Source organism: Mycolicibacterium sarraceniae (assembly GCF_010731875.1).
GTDB classification, from domain to species: domain Bacteria; phylum Actinomycetota; class Actinomycetes; order Mycobacteriales; family Mycobacteriaceae; genus Mycobacterium; species Mycobacterium sarraceniae.
This window is the reverse complement of record NZ_AP022595.1, coordinates 3,688,509-3,706,009: the sequence shown is the minus strand read 5'-3', so window position 1 is coordinate 3,706,009 and position 17,501 is coordinate 3,688,509. Positions and strand designations below refer to the sequence as shown.

Annotated in this window: 9 protein-coding genes, 3 rRNA genes and 1 pseudogene; 2 read left to right on the top strand and 11 right to left on the bottom strand. The window is 63.5% G+C overall.

Features of this window, described 5'->3' with window-relative positions:
• Nucleotide 1: 1 nt before the first annotated feature.
• The 6 genes from G6N13_RS18515 to G6N13_RS18490 all read right to left on the bottom strand — a co-directional run bounded on the left by G6N13_RS18515 (nucleotide 2) and on the right by G6N13_RS18490 (nucleotide 8,558).
• Complete coding sequence (locus G6N13_RS18515; RefSeq protein WP_407663750.1) at nucleotides 2-589, bottom strand: hypothetical protein; 588 nt, start codon at nucleotides 587-589, stop codon at nucleotides 2-4.
• Nucleotides 590-979: 390 nt separating this feature from the next.
• Nucleotides 980-1,092 (bottom strand): 5S ribosomal RNA (rrf, locus tag G6N13_RS18510).
• 147 nt (nucleotides 1,093-1,239) lie between these two features.
• A 23S ribosomal RNA gene (locus G6N13_RS18505) occupies nucleotides 1,240-4,357 on the bottom strand.
• Nucleotides 4,358-4,732: 375 nt separating this feature from the next.
• Nucleotides 4,733-6,248, bottom strand: a 16S ribosomal RNA gene (locus G6N13_RS18500).
• The 16S, 23S and 5S rRNA genes sit together here, the layout of an rRNA operon.
• Nucleotides 6,249-6,647: 399 nt before the next feature.
• Nucleotides 6,648-7,919: a tyrosine--tRNA ligase gene (tyrS, locus tag G6N13_RS18495; protein WP_163699304.1), complete on the bottom strand. Its 1,272-nt coding sequence runs from the start codon at nucleotides 7,917-7,919 to the stop codon at nucleotides 6,648-6,650.
• A 27-nt stretch (nucleotides 7,920-7,946) separates the two neighbouring features.
• Nucleotides 7,947-8,558: a DNA-3-methyladenine glycosylase gene (locus G6N13_RS18490; protein ID WP_163699303.1), complete on the bottom strand. Its 612-nt coding sequence runs from the start codon at nucleotides 8,556-8,558 to the stop codon at nucleotides 7,947-7,949.
• On the opposite strand from G6N13_RS18490, the pseudogene G6N13_RS18485 reads away from it, so the two are divergent.
• Nucleotides 8,536-9,024: pseudogene (locus G6N13_RS18485) on the top strand (TetR/AcrR family transcriptional regulator). The gene G6N13_RS18490 and the pseudogene G6N13_RS18485 overlap by 23 nt on opposite strands.
• Here G6N13_RS18485 and G6N13_RS18480 read toward each other — a convergent pair.
• The 3 genes from G6N13_RS18480 to G6N13_RS18470 all read right to left on the bottom strand — a co-directional run bounded on the left by G6N13_RS18480 (nucleotide 9,021) and on the right by G6N13_RS18470 (nucleotide 12,804).
• Nucleotides 9,021-9,221 (bottom strand): Trm112 family protein, encoded by a 201-nt coding sequence (locus tag G6N13_RS18480; protein WP_163699300.1) that lies wholly within the window; start codon nucleotides 9,219-9,221, stop codon nucleotides 9,021-9,023. The pseudogene G6N13_RS18485 and the gene G6N13_RS18480 sit on opposite strands and share 4 nt — an antisense overlap.
• Before the next feature lie 5 nt (nucleotides 9,222-9,226).
• Nucleotides 9,227-9,730 (bottom strand): hypothetical protein, encoded by a 504-nt coding sequence (locus G6N13_RS18475; protein WP_163699298.1) that lies wholly within the window; start codon nucleotides 9,728-9,730, stop codon nucleotides 9,227-9,229.
• 119 nt (nucleotides 9,731-9,849) lie between these two features.
• Complete coding sequence (locus tag G6N13_RS18470; RefSeq protein ID WP_235678104.1) at nucleotides 9,850-12,804, bottom strand: acyl-CoA synthetase; 2,955 nt, start codon at nucleotides 12,802-12,804, stop codon at nucleotides 9,850-9,852.
• A 181-nt stretch (nucleotides 12,805-12,985) separates the two neighbouring features.
• On the opposite strand from G6N13_RS18470, the gene G6N13_RS18465 reads away from it, so the two are divergent.
• The gene (locus tag G6N13_RS18465) at nucleotides 12,986-14,761 is read left to right on the top strand and encodes an ABC-F family ATP-binding cassette domain-containing protein (RefSeq protein WP_163699294.1); all 1,776 of its coding nucleotides are present in this window, start codon (nucleotides 12,986-12,988) and stop codon (nucleotides 14,759-14,761) included.
• Nucleotides 14,762-14,862: 101 nt separating this feature from the next.
• Here G6N13_RS18465 and argH read toward each other — a convergent pair whose 3' ends face one another.
• A complete protein-coding gene (gene argH / locus G6N13_RS18460) occupies nucleotides 14,863-16,275 on the bottom strand; it encodes an argininosuccinate lyase (RefSeq protein WP_163699291.1) in 1,413 nt (470 codons plus the stop codon).
• The gene (locus G6N13_RS18455; protein WP_163699289.1) at nucleotides 16,272-17,480 is read right to left on the bottom strand and encodes an argininosuccinate synthase; all 1,209 of its coding nucleotides are present in this window, start codon (nucleotides 17,478-17,480) and stop codon (nucleotides 16,272-16,274) included. The genes argH and G6N13_RS18455 overlap by 4 nt, the downstream gene beginning before the upstream one ends.
• Between the last annotated feature and the right edge of the window lie 21 nt (nucleotides 17,481-17,501).

The following is a 17,501-nucleotide window of genomic DNA, read 5'->3' as shown; positions in this document are numbered from 1 at the left end:
GTCAGGCCAACTCAGCGACGCGTTCTTCGGCGTCAGTGACACCCTCGACGTCGGCAGCAGCCGCATGGATGAACCACTGCAACGCGTCATCGGCACGGCCGAGAGCGAGCAGTGTCTCGGCGTAGGCGTAGAACAGTCGGGCGGCGGTGGAGCCGGTGCGCGTTGGGTCCGGTTGCGGGCTCGACAGGACGGCCAGCGCCTGTTCGAGCTGGCCGAGATCGGCGCGGGCGCCGGCAGCAACGATCCGCAGCTCGTCGGCGTCATCCCCGGTGAGCTGCGCAGCCTCTGGGCTGCGGCCCAGCTCAATGGCACGCTCGGGCCGGCCGACGCCGCGCTCGCAATCCGCGATCAGCGGGAGTAACTGGGACTTGCTGCCCATTCGGCGGGCGGCACGAAACTCAGAGAGCGCTTGAGCCCAGTCACCGCACTGGTAAGCGGCAATACCGACGGCCTCGCGGACGGCCGCGATGCGCCCAGAGCGGGCGCGGGCAGCTTGGGCGTGTTCCAGGGCGGCCTGGGGGTCTTCGTCGAGCAACTCGCCGGCCGCGACCAGGTGCCGGGCCACGGTGTCTGCGGTCGACTTATCCAAAGTTGAAAGCTCGCCACGTATTTCGGGAGAGAGCTGCCTGGCCTCGACGGACGCCGGAATGGTCGGGGCGGGCGGACGCTGAGCGCCGTCGATGCCATCAGAGGTGTGTTGGGCGGGCTGACGGGGCCGGCCGGGACCCGAGCGGTGCGGCGTACTGGCACCTCGGCGATCACGCCCCCCGGCACCGGCTCCCGCGGGGCGACGCGGGGGACGCCCGCTGGAATTGCCTTGCCTGTCATCGACCACCGGTAAAGGATACGGGCACCGGTCAGGCAGTCACAATTGGAGCCAATTCCGTCGCGCAATTAGAGCCGAATGGACCAAATTGGAATTAGCAATAGTGAAATGGAAACGCCCCCCGATTTCTCGGGGGGCGTTTCACTAAATTGTGTTCGGCGGTGTCCTACTTTTCCACCCTGTTGGGTAGTATCATCGGCGCTGGTAGGCTTAGCTTCCGGGTTCGGGATGGGTCCGGGCGTTTCCCTGCCGCTATGGCCGCCGTAACTTTATTCACTCGTTTTTGAGTGGTCCCTTGTGGGGGAGTTCTGTGTTTTGGTGGTGGGGTGTGGTGTTGTGTGTATGTGGTGTGGTTGCGGGCGTCGTTGTGTGTGTTTTTACAGTGTCCGAATCAACTGGTTTGTTGTTTTGGTTGTTGTAAGTTTTCGGCCGGTTAGTGCCAGTCCCCTGAACACCTTGCGGTGCGTGCAGGTCTGGTCTATCGATCCCGTGGTCTGCGGGGGGCCTTATCCCTCTAAAAGGGTGAGAAACCTGGTCTTGGAGAAGGTTTCCCGCTTAGATGCTTTCAGCGGTTATCCTGTCCGAACGTGGCTATCCAGCGGTGCCCCTGGTGGGACAACTGGTGGACCAGAGGTTCGTCCGTCCCGGTCCTCTCGTACTAGGGACAGGTTTCCTCAAGTTTCTGACGCGCGCGGCGGATAGAGACCGAACTGTCTCACGACGTTCTAAACCCAGCTCGCGTGCCGCTTTAATGGGCGAACAGCCCAACCCTTGGGACCTGCTCCAGCCCCAGGATGCGACGAGCCGACATCGAGGTGCCAAACCATCCCGTCGATATGGACTCTTGGGGAAGATCAGCCTGTTATCCCCGGGGTACCTTTTATCCGTTGAGCGACACCCCTTCCACTCGGGGGTGCCGGATCACTAGTCCCGACTTTCGTCCCTGCTTGACATGTCCGTCTCGCAGTCAAGCTCCCTTGTGCACTTGCACTCAACACCTGATTGCCGTCCAGGTTGAGGGAACCTTTGGGCGCCTCCGTTACATTTTAGGAGGCAACCGCCCCAGTTAAACTACCCACCAGGCACTGTCCCTGGACCGGATATACGGTCCGAGGTTAGAAGTCCAATACGATCAGAGTGGTATTTCAACAATGACTCCACCCACACTGGCGTGTGAGTTTCACAGTCTCCCACCTATCCTACACAAACCGAACCGAACGCCAATACCAAGCTATAGTGAAGGTCCCGGGGTCTTTTCGTCCTGCCGCGCGTAACGAGCATCTTTACTCGTAGTGCAATTTCGCCGAGTCTATGGTTGAGACAGTTGAGAAGTCGTTACGCCATTCGTGCAGGTCGGAACTTACCCGACAAGGAATTTCGCTACCTTAGGATGGTTATAGTTACCACCGCCGTTTACTGGGGCTTAAATTCTCCGCTTCACCGGTAAGGGTTAACGGGTCCTCTTAACCTTCCAGCACCGGGCAGGCGTCAGTCCGTATACATCGTCTTGCGACTTCGCACGGACCTGTGTTTTAGTAAACAGTCGCTTCTCACTGGTTTGTGCCACCCCACCGCTGCCGGCAGCACGTGCCATGACAGTAGAGGTCCCCTTCTCCCGAAGTTACGGGGGTATTTTGCCGAGTTCCTTAACCATAGTTCACTCGTACGCCTTGGTATTCTCTACCTGACCACCTGTGTTGGTTTGGGGTACGGGCCGTGTGTGTGCTCGCTAGAGGCTTTTCTTGGCAGCAAAGGATCACCGAATTCGCCTCACTCGGCTATGCATCACCTCTCAGGATATGTGCTGGACGGATTTACCTATCCAACTCCCTACGGGCTTGCCCCAGTATTACCACTGACTGGTACGGCTACCTACCTGCGTCACCCCATCGCTTGACTACTACCCACCCGGGTCCCGCGCAGCCAGTGATCCCCGCTCCCCGAAGGGATTGGTCGACCACCTTTTGGGCGGTTAGCAGAATGGATTCATCAGGGACGCTCATACACGGGTACGGGAATATCAACCCGTTGTCCATCGACTACGCCTGTCGGCCTCGCCTTAGGTCCCGACTCACCCTGGGCGGACTGGCCTGCCCCAGGAACCCTTGGTCTTTCGGCGGGCAAGGTTCTCACTTGCCTTATCGCTACTCATGCCTGCATTCTCACTCCCACACCCTCCACAGCTCCATTACCAGGCTGCTTCACCGGTGTGCAGGACGCTCCCCTACCCATCCAACTCACGTTGAATGCCGCGGCTTCGGCGGTGTGCTTGAGCCCCGCTACATTATCGGCGCACAATCACTTGACCAGTGAGCTATTACGCACTCTTTCAAGGGTGGCTGCTTCTAAGCCAACCTCCTGGTTGTCTCTGCGACTGCACATCCTTTTCCACTTAGCACACGCTTAGGGGCCTTAGCCGGCGATCTGGGCTGTTTCCCTCTCGACGAACGGAGCTTATCCCCCGCCGTCTCACTGCTGCGCTCTCACTTACCGGCATTCGGAGTTTGGCTGACGTCAGTAACCCTGTGGGGCCCATCGGCCATCCAGTAGCTCTACCTCCGGCAAGAAACACGCAACGCTGCACCTAAATGCATTTCGGGGAGAACCAGCTATCACGGAGTTTGATTGGCCTTTCACCCCTACCCACAACTCATCCCCTCAGTCTTCAACCTAAGTGGGTTCGGGCCTCCACGCGGTCTTACCCGCGCTTCACCCTGGCCATGGGTAGATCACTCCGCTTCGGGTCCAGAACACACCACTACACCAACCCCTACGGATTGGATACGCCCTATTCAGACTCGCTTTCGCTACGGCTACCCCACACGGGTTAACCTCGCGACATGTCCCTGACTCGCAGGCTCATTCTTCAAAAAGGCACGCCATCACCCCACCACGAAGGAGGGCTCTGACGGATTGTAAGCGCACGGTTTCAGGTACTATTTCACTCCCCTCCCGGGGTACTTTTCACCATTCCCTCACGGTACTCATCCGCTATCGGTCACTGGGAAGTATTCAGGCTTACCGGGTGGTCCCGGCAGATTCACAGCAAATTCCACGGGCTCGCTGCTACTCGGGTACCCATCACCACAGAGAACATGTTTTCACCTACGGGGCTCTCACCCACTACGGCAGACCATCCCAGGCCACTTCGATTAACACATTCTTTTCTCACTGCAGCCCAGACCGGCAGATCTGAGAAGACAGGCCCCACAACACCGCACACACAACCCCTGCCGGGTATCACATGCATACGGTTTAGCCATCCTCCGCTTTCGCTCGCCACTACTCACGGAATCACTTACTTGTTTTCTCTTCCTACGGGTACTGAGATGTTTCACTTCCCCGCGTTCCCCCCCACACCCTATGTATTCAGGTGTGGGTGACACGACATCACTCGTGCCGGGTTTCCCCATTCGGACATCCTCGGATCAATGCTCGGTTGACAGCTCCCCGAGGCATAACGCAGCCTCCCACGTCCTTCATCGGCTCCCAGTGCCAAGGCATCCACCATGCGCTCTTAAACACTTACAACACAAAAAACCAATTCGAAAAAAGAAATTGCACATCAACACACAAACCACGCCAACCCCCCTACGGGAACCGACGCCAACATTTGCGTGCTAGATGCTCGCAACCACTATCCACAAATCAAACACCACACCCCACCACCAAAGTGGAGCAACAACACGCCTCCCACCCCGCAGAAGGGGCCAGGAAAAACGGGCCTGCTGTCTCAAAGCCCAATAGTGTGTCTCATGATTCCGCCGCCGGCATCCCCGCCGAACAGCCACGTTTGTTGTGCACCAGACCCCCACCCACTACAGATGAAAGGCCATCCAACGAATCGCTCAAGTCACCGAACCCCCACACGATGTGGGCGGGCCTGAGTCTCGTGGTGCTCCTTAGAAAGGAGGTGATCCAGCCGCACCTTCCGGTACGGCTACCTTGTTACGACTTCGTCCCAATCGCCGATCCCACCTTCGACGGCTCCCTCCCACAAGGGGTTAGGCCACCGGCTTCGGGTGTTACCGACTTTCATGACGTGACGGGCGGTGTGTACAAGGCCGGGAACGTATTCACCGCAGCGTTGCTGATCTGCGATTACTAGCGACTCCGACTTCACGGGGTCGAGTTGCGACCCCGATCCGAACTGAGACCGGCTTTACAAGGATTCGCTCCACCTCACGGCATCGCAGCCCTTTGTACCGGCCATTGTAGCATGTGTGAAGCCCTGGACATAAGGGGCATGATGACTTGACGTCATCCCCACCTTCCTCCGAGTTGACCCCGGCAGTCTCTCACGAGTCCCCACCATTACGTGCTGGCAACATGAGACAAGGGTTGCGCTCGTTGCGGGACTTAACCCAACATCTCACGACACGAGCTGACGACAGCCATGCACCACCTGCACACAGGCCACAAGGGAATACCTATCTCTAGGCACGTCCTGTGCATGTCAAACCCAGGTAAGGTTCTTCGCGTTGCATCGAATTAATCCACATGCTCCGCCGCTTGTGCGGGCCCCCGTCAATTTCTTTGAGTTTTAGCCTTGCGGCCGTACTCCCCAGGCGGGGTACTTAATGCGTTAGCTACGGCACGGATCCCAAGGAAGAAACCCACACCTAGTACCCACCGTTTACGGCGTGGACTACCAGGGTATCTAATCCTGTTCGCTCCCCACGCTTTCGCTCCTCAGCGTCAGTTACTGCCCAGAGACCCGCCTTCGCCACCGGTGTTCCTCCTGATATCTGCGCATTCCACCGCTACACCAGGAATTCCAGTCTCCCCTGCAGTACTCAAGTCTGCCCGTATCGCCCGCACGCCCACAGTTAAGCTGTGAGTTTTCACGAACAACGCGACAAACCACCTACGAGCTCTTTACGCCCAGTAATTCCGGACAACGCTCGGACCCTACGTATTACCGCGGCTGCTGGCACGTAGTTGGCCGGTCCTTCTTCTCCCACTACCGTCACTTGCGCTTCGTCGTAGGTGAAAGAGGTTTACAACCCGAAGGCCGTCATCCCTCACGCGGCGTCGCTGCATCAGGCTTGCGCCCATTGTGCAATATTCCCCACTGCTGCCTCCCGTAGGAGTCTGGGCCGTATCTCAGTCCCAGTGTGGCCGGACACCCTCTCAGGCGGCTACCCGTCGTCGCCTTGGTAGGCCATTACCCCACCAACAAGCTGATAGGCCGCGGGCCCATCCCACACCGCAAAAGCTTTCCACCACCGACCATGAAGCCGATGATCATATTCGGTATTAGACCCAGTTTCCCAGGCTTATCCCAAAGTGCAGGGCAGATCACCCACGTGTTACTCACCCGTTCGCCACTCGAGTACCCCGAAGGGCCTTTCCGTTCGACTTGCATGTGTTAAGCACGCCGCCAGCGTTCGTCCTGAGCCAGAATCAAACTCTCCAAACAAAAACCCCTCACCCAAAGGCAAGGCAGAATTCAATCAGAACAAGCCTGAAACCAAACAACAGACACCACACAAACTGGCATCAAAAAAGCCACACCCCAACACGGGGGTACCAGGATGCAGCAAAAAACAACAACAAACTAAAAAAACCACCAAACACACTATTGAGTTCTCAAACAACACACCCCAGTACCCACTCGACCGCGCAGTAAGCCCGCGACCCGAAGGCCGCGTACATATCGTACGGACAAGAGGAACAACCCTGTTGCCAGGTTTGATTCCCGGGAGGTCTTCGCGCTCCCCGGCTTGGCCGGGCCGCTCTGACTTGGAATAAGTTACGTGAGTGCTAACGGGGAGTCAAATCCGCTGCGTAACGCAGGTTTTCTACGCCGACAGGATCTTCAAACCCGGTGTACGCCAGCGATATTCCGCTTCCCCCGTCGCAGCACCAACCAGCGGCCGTGCAAGAAGTGGGACGGTTGTGCCACCCAGTCCTCGGTGTCGATCTTCTCGTTGTTGACCGATACCCCGCCCTCGGCGATCGTCCGCTTGGCGGCACCCTTGCTGGCCGACAGTCCGGTGGCCACCAAAAGGTCGACGATGCCATCCGGGGCACCCGGTGCCAGCTCAGCCACCGATGTCTCGCGCAACGCGGCGGCCAGGGTCGGCTCATCGAGCCGGCCCAATTCGCCGCGGCCGAACAATGCCTGCGACGCGTGTTCGACCGCATCGGTCGCGGCCTGCCCATGCACTAGTGTGGTCAATTCCTGAGCCAACCGACGCTGACCTGCGCGTTCGTGGGGGCGGGTTGTCGTGGCTTCCGCGAGCTCCGCGAGTTCGTCTGCAGAGAGGAACGTGAACCAGCGTAGGTACTTGATCACATCGGCGTCGGCGGTGTTGACGAAGTACTGGTACCAGGCATAGGGGCTGGTCATCTCGGAGTCCAGCCACAGGCTTCCGCCGCCGTTGGACTTGCCGAACTTCGTGCCGTCGGCCGCGGTGACCAGCGGAACCGTCAGCGCGTGGACGCTTGAACCCAGTGTCTGGCGGACCAGCCGCACGCCGGCGATGATATTGCCCCATTGATCCGAGCCGCCGATTTGCAGTGCGCATCCGTACCGCCGGTTGAGCTCTACATAGTCATTGGCTTGCAACAGCATGTAGCTGAATTCGGTGTAAGAAATGCCCTCCCCGTCGAGGCGTCGCCGGATGGTGTCGCGGTCGAGCATCACGTTGACGGAGAAGTGCTTGCCGACATCGCGCAGGAAGTCGATGGCGCTCAGTTGTGACGTCCAGCTCAGATTGTTCTCGACGATCGCACCGCTGCCGGAATCGCCGAAGTCGACGAACCGCTCCAGCTGTCCGCGAATCCGCTCAGCCCATTGTGCGACGGTGTCGGTGGTGTTCATGGTCCGCTCGCCGGTGTCGCGAGGATCACCGATCATGCCCGTGGCTCCGCCAGCCAACACGATCGGCCGATGCCCGGCCTGCTGGAAACGCCGAAGTGTGAGCAACGGCACCAGGTTTCCCGCATGCAGGCTCGGCGCGGTCGGGTCGAATCCGCAGTAGACGGTCATCGGTGGTTGCGCGGCCGCGGCGGCCAGCGCGCCGATATCAGTGGACTGGGCGATCAGTTCGCGCCAGCCCAACTCGTCGAGGATCGTCGTACCCATACGTTGATCTTCCCGCATGGGGTGCGCTCAGTCGCTCGCGCCCGGGAGTGGTGCGCGAGGGCTGCGCCGGAAGGCCGACACTTCCGGTCGCCCGGTGATCCACAATCGCCACGGCCGATCGGCGGCCTGTGACACCCCGACCCGCGGTCCGCTGCTTTCCGGAACTCCCCCGCCGAGCTGCATGGTCACCGGCGACTCGGGGTCGAAGACGTCGACGCCGTTATCCGCCATCACGATGCCCAGCGCCGAGCACAGGTTGCCGGGACCCCGGGCCAGTGCCGTCGGATGCACCTGGGCGCCGCGCCGTTCGTGAACGAGATCCAGCCCCGACTCGATGGCCGCGGCCCGGATCAGGACCGCCGCGGCCGTGCCCTCCGAGGCGCACACCAGGTTGGCGCACACATGGATGCCGTGACTGAGATAGGTATAGAGCCGACCGGGCGGACCGAACATCACCTTGTTGCGGTTGCCCGGGCCCCGGAACGAATGTGCGGCGGCATCCGGCCACGGCCCGTCCGGCGGCCCGCCGTACGCCTCAACCTCGACGATCAGTGCACTGACTCCCCGGCAGCAGATCACCCCGCCGAGCAGCAGGCGGGCCGCCGATAGCGGGTCGGTGTCTAATAGATCGACGCTCATCGGAGAAAATTCTGCCCCAGACACATCCGACACCCGGGAGCGGATTCTGGTCAGAGCGCGAGAGTTGTTCGCCCGCAACGGTATCGACAAGACATCGATCCGCGCGATCGCGGCCGCTGCCGGGGTCGACTTGGCTTTGGTGCACCATTATTTCGGCACCAAACAGCAGTTGTTCGCCGCCGCGATCAACATCCCGATCGACCCGATGAGCATTCTGATACCGCTGCGGGGTACCCCGGTCGAGAAACTCGGCCATGTCCTGCCGGCAATCTCGCTGCCGTTGTGGAATTCGGAGATGGGTGCCGCGCTCGTCGCCACGCTCCGGTCGCTGCTGGCGGGCTCCGATGTAAGTCTGGTGCGGTCGTTCTTGCCGTAGATCATCACCGCCGAAGTCGCGCCTCGCGTCGCCGCGACGATCGCCCCGACGTTGCAGCGCTATCTCACCGGGGACTTGCCGCCGGATTAAGACCCGGACTGCGCCATCAGTCGCTCGTGCTCGTCGGGTCCGATGTCGACCGCCTCGTCGACCAGCAACACCGGGATACCATCCTCAATGCGGTAGGCCCTGTGCAGGCGGGGGTTGTACAGAACCTGATCAACGAGAACCAGCGGACCGCGGTCAGCCGGGCACACCAGGATTTTCAGCAGCGTGTCGTCGAGCACGGCGGTTAGGGGCTCGGCGGTGCGGGCGCCGCGGGAGCGCCACCGACCGGGGCACCACTGCCGCCAATCGTGGGGGCGCCGTCGCTGGGCATCTGACCGGCGCCCATCACCGCATTGTTCTGCTGGCGCTGTTGCGCCTGCTGCAGCAGCTGCATCTGAGCGAAGATCTTCTGCTGGTAGCCCAGGGTGTTCTGCAGCGCCGTAATGAGCGGCTTCTGGTTCGGCCGGTACTGCAGCGCGTTCTGAATCTCGGCGATATTGGTCCGCGAGGGCTTGATGCCCTGCGCGCGCAGCTTCATCACCTGTTTCATGAGACTCGACAGCTGACCGGCGCCGTCGCCGTGGTCGTACTCCTGGTCGATGTAGGCCAGCAGCTGGTCGGCGCTCTGGAACTGCGGAACTCCGTTGGCGTCGGCGCTCGGCGTGGCCGGCGCGGTGACCGGATCAGCCAGCGCCGGCTGGGCACCCACTCCGGCCAGCAACCCAGCAGTCAAGGCACCGATCGCCATGCCGCGGACGGCGCGACGCCAGTGACGTGAAACGGTCTGGGTTGGCATACATTCCTCCGACGCGTTGACACCTGGGACTATCGGCGAGCCTAACAGCGCTACGCGACCTGGGCAGAAGCTCAGTCTTCAGTATCGCTCACGTCATCGGTACCGCAGAGCCGAGCACGTCCCGCAGCCGTTAGGCGCTTGTACTTTCCCGTATCGGGCTCCAAGTGCCAGGTGTTACGCGACGCCTTGGGCACTCCGTCGGCCCGCAACGTCGAGGCCGTCGGCCGATAAGTGGCGCTCAGCGGGATTTCGGCCACCACCTGGACGATGTCGGGCGCAGGCCCGACCGGCATCGCGGCGAACGCATCGGTGAGATCGGCGGCGGTGACGGTCATACCGGGCCGAACGGTGATCGCGGTAACCGCGATCGTGCCGCCCGGCACCTCCGCCCCGTATGTCGCGGCGAGATCGACGGCGTTGATCCGGGTGACGGCATCGGTCACCGACTCCGGGAACACCACGCCGCGCGCGGTCCGGATCAACAGCGGGCGGTTTCCCAGCAGCCAAAAATCGCCGTCGGCGTCGCGGCGGAACACGTATTCGGTGCAGATCCAGGTGTCACCCGGGGCGAAGACGCCGCGCTTGACCGACGCGGTCGGGTCGATGGGCCCCCACGGCCGGGCCAGCAGAACCCCGACCTGGTTGGGCTCGGCCACCACGACGAACCCGCGGTGGTCCTCCAGAATCAGGTCCTCGACCGGGTCATAGGCAGCCACTTCGACCTGGCCGCCGCCGGGCAGCGGACGGCCCTTGCTGCCCACTTTGGCCCCGGACACGTTCGCCAGCACGGCCTGGCCGTCGGTGGTGGCGAAGAACTCAACGATGTTGGCCGGCGCGAAGGCATCCACGGTCCGTAACCACAGGCCGGGCGGCATACCCGAGCCGATGAACAACCGAACCGGGTGGTTGCCGCGCAGCAAGAGGGAATGGTCGACAGTGTCATCGATGACATCGCGCAGCATCGTCCAGGTATAGGACACGACGGTCACGCCGTACTGCCGGATTTCGGCGCGGAAGCGGTCGGGTTCCAGTCCGCGGGACAGCGCGATCCGGGTGCCGCCGACGACCGCGCCACCCAGGCTGACCAGCAAGCCGGACTGGTGATGCAGCGGGGTCAGGCAGTACACGGTGTCGCCGCGGCCCAACGCGGCGGCCGAGGCGGTGCCGAACGCCGACAACGCCCACCGGTAGTTGGTCATCTGCTTGGGCGCCAGGACCCCGCCGACCGAATTGAAGGCGATGAAGGCTAGGTCACGAGCGAAGCCCGGATTGGGCCGGTACCAGCCCGGCAGCTCGACGGCGTCCGGGTCGATCTTCTCCATATCGATGACGTTGCTATCGCCGGGCAGATTGAGGTCACGGCTCTCGCCTCCGCCGAGGACCAGCGCCTGAACTGGCAGCTTGAGCGCCGCCTCGAGGTTGCCCGGGTCGGTGATGACCTCGGTGACCCCGCCCAGCCGGACGGCCTCTTCGAGGTCGGCGTCTGCTGGCATCAGCACCGCCACCGCGCCCAGCCGGGATAGCGCGGCGATGGCCACCAGCGCCGACGGCCGGGTGTCCATCAGCACCCCGACGCGCCCGCCTTGCCGTACGCCGACGCCGATCAGCCCGCGCACGACATTGTTGATGCGCCGGTTGACCGCCTCGTAGGTATGCACCCGGCCGTCGAACAGAAGGAATTCGCCGTTGGGGGCGCCAGCGGCCTGCTCGTCGATGATGCGGCCAAGCGAGATCCGGGTGTGGTCGTTGATCTGGCCCAGCCGCGTCAGCCGCGGCAGCGTCCGGGCGGTTTCCACCGCCAGCGTGCGGGCCGACTTGTTGGCGTTGACCACCGCGTCGGCCGCGCCGCGCGCCAGCGATAGCGCCAGTTCCGAAGCCTCGGCCACACTGTGCATGAGCCGTGCGGACAGAGCGACCCCGGACTCGTCGGGCTCGGCAGTGTTGTCCTGCATCGGCGCGATCGCGGCTGGGCGGGAGTCCTGGCCAGCCTGCCAGCGCACCCAGTCCGCCACAGTCGGCCACGTCGCCGTCGCTGCCTTGGATCCCACCACCAGGCCGAAGTGGCCGGCCCGGATCATCACTTCATAGACGTCGGCGGCGGGTGCGGCGCGTTTGATACCGCGAACCGAGGCCGGCTGACCGATATCGTCAACCTCACCGATGAATGCCAGCACCGGGCAGGTGATGTCGGACAGCGTCACCAGTTGGCCGTTGATCACGAATCCGCCCGACATCATCCGGTTGTGCGCGATGAACTGCTTGAGCAGTTCGGACACCGCCGGGCCGGACCAGGCGATCCAGCCTTCGGAGTCCAGGAACCGCCGCTGCTGCTCCCGTGGCAGCAAGGCGTCGCGGTCATGCAGCGCGAACAGGAAGTCCAGGCGCGCCTTAGCGGTCTTGAGCGGGTCCAGCATCTGAAATCCGGTGCGGGCCAGCCAGCCCGGGATGTCGATGCGGTTGAAGACGTGGTCGGCCATGAAATCGGCGGCGACCGCTCCGAGGTTGGGCGGGATGCCCATCGGCAGCGCTGCCAGCGTGTCCACCGGGGAGCCGAAGGCCACGATGCTAGCGATGTCCTTTGTCCGCCGGTAGGCCGCGGTCTGGTAGCAGAACATGCCGCCTTGGGAGTAGCCGGCCAGATGCACGCTCTGGCCGGTGGCCTCCTTAACGGCGTCGATGGCCTCGTTGAGCGCCACGATGTGGTCGGTGAGGTTGCGTTCCATGCCGCCCTCGACCTCGTCGGGCGAACCGAAGTCGATGACCCAGGGGTCGGTGCCCGCCTCATGCAGGATCCCGACGGCACCGTCTTGGCGGGTGACGTCCCACATGTTCGCCGACATCATCATCGGGTGGACCATCAGGACCGGAGGTCCGGCAGACGGCTGCCCAGGCCTGCTGTCCGGCGGGAAATAGCGCCGGAGCTTGTACATCGGCTTGTTCTCGACGATCTGGAAGGGCGAGGGCACCGCTCCGGTTTCCAGTCCACCCCAGCGCAGCACCTCAAAACCGTTCTGCGCCGTCGCCATCAGGCGTTCCACCGGCCTGGTGACCGCCGACAAGTTCAGATCCACGGCTGCTCCCCTGTCCGCCATCGTTGCTGCGCGAGGCCCCGACAGCCTGCACATCATGGCACAGGGCCGGTGTCCGGCCTGCCGGTTTGAGACCGCACCCCAGTCCCGGCTTTCGGCCCCCACTAGGGTCATATCAGTGGCACACCTGCTCGGCGCCGAAGCCCTCCATCTCGAGTATCCGACTCAGGTCGTCTTCGAGTCTGTGACGCTGGGCGTCAACGAGGGCGCCCGTATCGGCATCGTCGGACGCAACGGCGACGGTAAATCCAGCCTGATGGGGATGCTCACCGGGCGCATCACGCCGGATTCCGGCCGGGTCACCCAGCGGGGCGGGCTGCGGGTCACCGCACTGGACCAGGCCGACACGATGGCGCCAGAGGCCACCATCGGTCAGGTGCTCGTCGGCGACCTCCCGGACCACGAGTGGGCGGGCATTCCCCGGATTCGTGACGTCGTGGCGGGGCTGGTCTCCGATCTCGACTGGCAGACCCCCATCTCGCAGTTGTCCGGTGGCCAGCGCCGCCGCGTCCAGCTAGCCGAGCTGCTGATCGGCGACTGGGATGTGATCGCTCTCGACGAGCCGACCAACCACCTCGACATCGAGGGCATCACGTGGCTGGCCGAGCACCTCAAGGCACGGTGGGCGCGCAACAGCGGCGGCTTGTTGGTCGTCACCCACGACCGGTGGTTCCTGGACGAGGTCGCCAACACCACGTGGGAGGTGCATGACGGGATCGTCGAGCCGTTCGACGGGGGCTACGCGGCGTACGTGTTGCAGCGCGTCGAGCGTGACCGCATCGCTGCCCAGGCGGAGGCCAAGCGGCAGAATTTGATGCGCAAGGAACTCGCCTGGCTGCGTCGCGGGGCGCCGGCCCGAACATCCAAGCCGAAGTTCCGCATCGACGCCGCAAACCAGCTGATCGAGGACGTACCGCCGATCCGCAACGGTGTCGAACTGGCCAAACTGGCCACCGCCCGGCTTGGCAAGGATGTCATCGATCTACTCGGCGTGTCGGTGTCCTTCGACTCCAAACCCGTTCTGCGCGCAGTGGAATGGCGCATTGCCCCAGGTGAGCGCACCGGCATCGTCGGCGCCAACGGCGCGGGCAAGTCCACGTTGTTGGGGTTGATCGCCGAGACCCTGGCCCCCGATTCCGGTCGGGTCAAGCGCGGCAAAACGGTTCGGCTGGCGATGCTCGATCAGCAATCCAGCATGTTGACAGATATCGCCGGCGATATGGTCCGCGAGGTCGTCGGCCGGCTGCCGGCCGGCTATATGGTCGAGGGTAAAGAGGTGACTCCCACACAGTTGTTGGAACGCTTGGGCTTTCGTCGCGAGCAGCTTTCGTCGCGGGTGGGCGAACTCTCCGGCGGGCAACGCAGGCGGCTGCAGCTGATGCTGACACTGCTCGAAGAACCCAATGTGCTGGTGCTCGACGAGCCGACCAACGATGTCGACATCGATATGCTTTCGGCCACTGAGGATCTGCTCGACTCGTGGCCTGGCACGCTGATCGTGGTGTCTCACGACCGGTATCTGCTGGAGCGGATCACCGATCAGCAGTACGCGATCCTCGACGGGCACCTGCGTCATCTGCCGGGCGGTATCGACGAGTATCTCCGGATCAAGGCGCGCAGGGAGTCGAGCGATAGCGCCGCGCCCGCCAAAGCGCCTGCCGCGCAAGCACTCTCCGGTGCCGAATTGCGCAATGTGGAAAAGGAAATCGCCGCCTTGGACCGGGCGCTGGTGAAGCTGTCAGACCGGGTGAACGCCAAGCACATCGAACTGGCCGAATTCGACCAGTCCGATCATGTCGGCCTGGGCCGGTTGACCCAGGAGCTGCGCGACCTGGAGGCCGAGGTCGCCGACAAGGAGAACCGCTGGCTGGAGTTGTCGGAGTTGGTCGACTAGCTACTTCGGCCTGAAAAAGTCGGGGCGTGTCGAGCTTTTTGAGGGTGGTCGAGCTGGGATGATGGCCTCGAACCTTTGGTGAGAAGGATTCGGGGCCCCGGTCAGCGCCGTAACCGAACCCGCAATCTGTCCGCGGTATCCCGCACCACACCGAGCTGATTCGCCACCTGGATTGGGGCGGTGCCGCCGCGGGCATCGCGGGAGGAGACCGACCCGTCGACGGTGAGCACCTCGCGCACCTGCGGTGTCAGCGCCGAGCTGATCTGGGCCAGCTCGTCGTCGGTGAGCGCCTCGAGCCCGACCCCGCGCCCCTCGGCGGTGCGCACTGCCGCCCCGGCGGCCTCGTGCGCCACTCGGAACGGAACACCCTGCCGCACAAGCCATTCCGCGACATCGGTGGCCAGCGTGTAGCCGGCCGGTGCCAGCGCGGCCATCCGCTCGGTGTCGAAGCGCAAGGTGGCGACCAGCCCGGCTATCGCCGGCAGCACCAGCTCCAGCTGTCCCACCGAGTCGAACAGCGGTTCCTTGTCCTCCTGCAGGTCGCGGTTGTAGGCCAGCGGCTGCGCTTTGAGGGTGGCCAGCAGGCCGGTCAGATTGCCGATCAGCCGCCCGGACTTGCCCCGGGCCAGCTCGGCGATGTCGGGGTTCTTCTTCTGCGGCATGATCGAACTACCGGTCGACCATGCGTCGTGCAGGGTGACGTAGCCGAATTCGGTTGTGCTCCAGAGGATAATGTCCTCGGCCAGCCGGGAAAGGTCGACGGCGATCATGGCCAGCACGAACGCGGCCTCCGCGGCGAAATCGCGGGCGGCTGTCGCGTCGATCGAGTTCTCGGCCGCCGCGGCGAATCCCAGCTCCGCGGCGATGGCGTCGGGGTCCAGCCCCAGCGACGAGCCGGCCAGCGCACCGGAGCCGTACGGGGACACCGCGGTACGCCGGTCGAAGTCGACGATCCGGTCCACGTCCCGCAGCAGCGGATGGGCATGCGCGAGCAGGTGGTGGGCCAGCAGTACCGGCTGGGCGGCCTGCAGGTGGGTCTTGCCCGGCATGATTGCGGCCGGGTGCGCGGCGGCCTGGGTGGCCAGCGCCGAGACCACCTCGAGGGTGCCGTCGGCGACGCGACCCATGGCGTCGCGCAGCCACATCCGAAACAGGGTGGCCACCTGGTCATTACGCGACCGGCCGGCCCGCAGCCGCCCGCCGAGGTCGGCGCCGACCCGGTCGATCAAACCGCGCTCGAGCGCGCCGTGTACATCCTCGTCGCTGTCCAGCGGCGTGAAGCTGCCGTCGGCGACGTCGGCGCCCAGGCTGTCCAGGCCGGCCAGCAACCCGTCGCGCTGCTCCTCGGTCAGCAGCCCCGCGCTGTGCAGCACCTTGGCGTGCGCCTTGGACGCCGCGACGTCGCAGGGCGCGAGCACCCAGTCGAAGTGGGTGGACTTGCTCAGCGCCGCCAGCGCCGGTGCCGGCCCGTCGGCGAACCGCCCACCCCACAGCGAGCCCTCATTGGTGCTCACGTCTGATTGCCTGCCAAGTCTCGGCGGGCGGCGATCTTCGACGACAAGCCGTGCACGTGCACGAAACCCTTGGCCGACGACTGGTCGAAGGTGTCCCCCTCGTCATAGGTCGCGAGGTTGAAGTCGTACAGCGAGGTCGGGCTACGTCGGCCGTTGACTGCAATATGGCCGCCGTGCAACACCATTCGGATCTCGCCGGTGACATGCTCCTGGGTGTTGGCGACGAAGGCTTCCAGCGATCGCTTCAGCGGCGAGAACCACAGACCGTCGTAGACCAGTTCGCCCCACTTGCGGTCGGTCCCACGCTTGAACCGGCCGAGCTCGCGCTCCAGCGTCACGTGTTCGAGCTCGGTGTGGGCAGTGATCAGCACCATCGCGCCCGGGGCTTCGTAGATTTCGCGGCTCTTGATGCCGACCAGCCGGTCCTCGACCACATCGAGGCGACCCACACCCTGTGCACCGGCGCGCCGGTTGAGCTCGACGATCGCCTCCAAGACGGATACGTCGCGCCCATCTAGGGATACCGGCACCCCCTTCTCGAAGCCGACGATGACCTCGTCCGGGGTGTTCCAGTTGAGTGTCGGATCTTCGGTGTAGTCGTACACGTCCTTGGTGGGGGCATTCCATAGGTGCTCCAGGAAGCCGGTTTCCACCGCGCGGCCCCACACGTTCTGGTCGATGGAGAACGGCGACCGCTTGGTGACATTGATCGGGATGGCGTTCTCCTCGGCGAACGCGATCGCCTTCTCCCGGGTCCAGGCGTAGTCCCGTACCGGGGCGAGCACCTCGAGATCAGGTGCCAGCGAGGCGAATCCGACCTCGAAGCGGACCTGATCGTTACCCTTGCCGGTGCAACCGTGCGCCACGATGCCACCGCGGTGTTCGCGGGCCGCGGCTACCAGATGCTTGACGATCAACGGCCGGCTCAGCGCCGAGACCAGCGGGTAGCGGTCCATGTAGAGGGCGTTGGACTGGATAGCGGGCAGGCAGTACTGCTCGGCGAACTCGTCGCGGGCATCGACCACCACCGCTTCGACCGCGCCGCAGTCCAGGGCGCGCTGGCGAACGACGTCCATATCCTCGCCACCCTGGCCGAGGTCGATGGCCACGGCCACCACCTCTTTGCCGGTCTCCTTGCCGATCCAGCTGATGGCCACCGAGGTGTCCAGGCCGCCGGAATACGCCAAGATGACGCGTTCGGACATGAAGTGCTCCTTTATGTTTCG

Excerpts from the sequence above, each read along its gene's own strand:
- tyrS (WP_163699304.1), bottom strand. The coding sequence starts at position 7,919 with ATGGGTACGACGATCCTCGACGAGTTGGGCTGGCGCGAACTGATCGCC.
- G6N13_RS18490 (WP_163699303.1), bottom strand. The coding sequence starts at position 8,558 with ATGAGCGTCGATCTATTAGACACCGACCCGCTATCGGCGGCCCGCCTG.
- G6N13_RS18475 (WP_163699298.1), bottom strand. The coding sequence starts at position 9,730 with ATGGCGATCGGTGCCTTGACTGCTGGGTTGCTGGCCGGAGTGGGTGCC.
- G6N13_RS18470 (WP_235678104.1), bottom strand. The coding sequence starts at position 12,804 with ATGGCGACGGCGCAGAACGGTTTTGAGGTGCTGCGCTGGGGTGGACTG.
- G6N13_RS18455 (WP_163699289.1), bottom strand. The coding sequence starts at position 17,480 with ATGTCCGAACGCGTCATCTTGGCGTATTCCGGCGGCCTGGACACCTCG.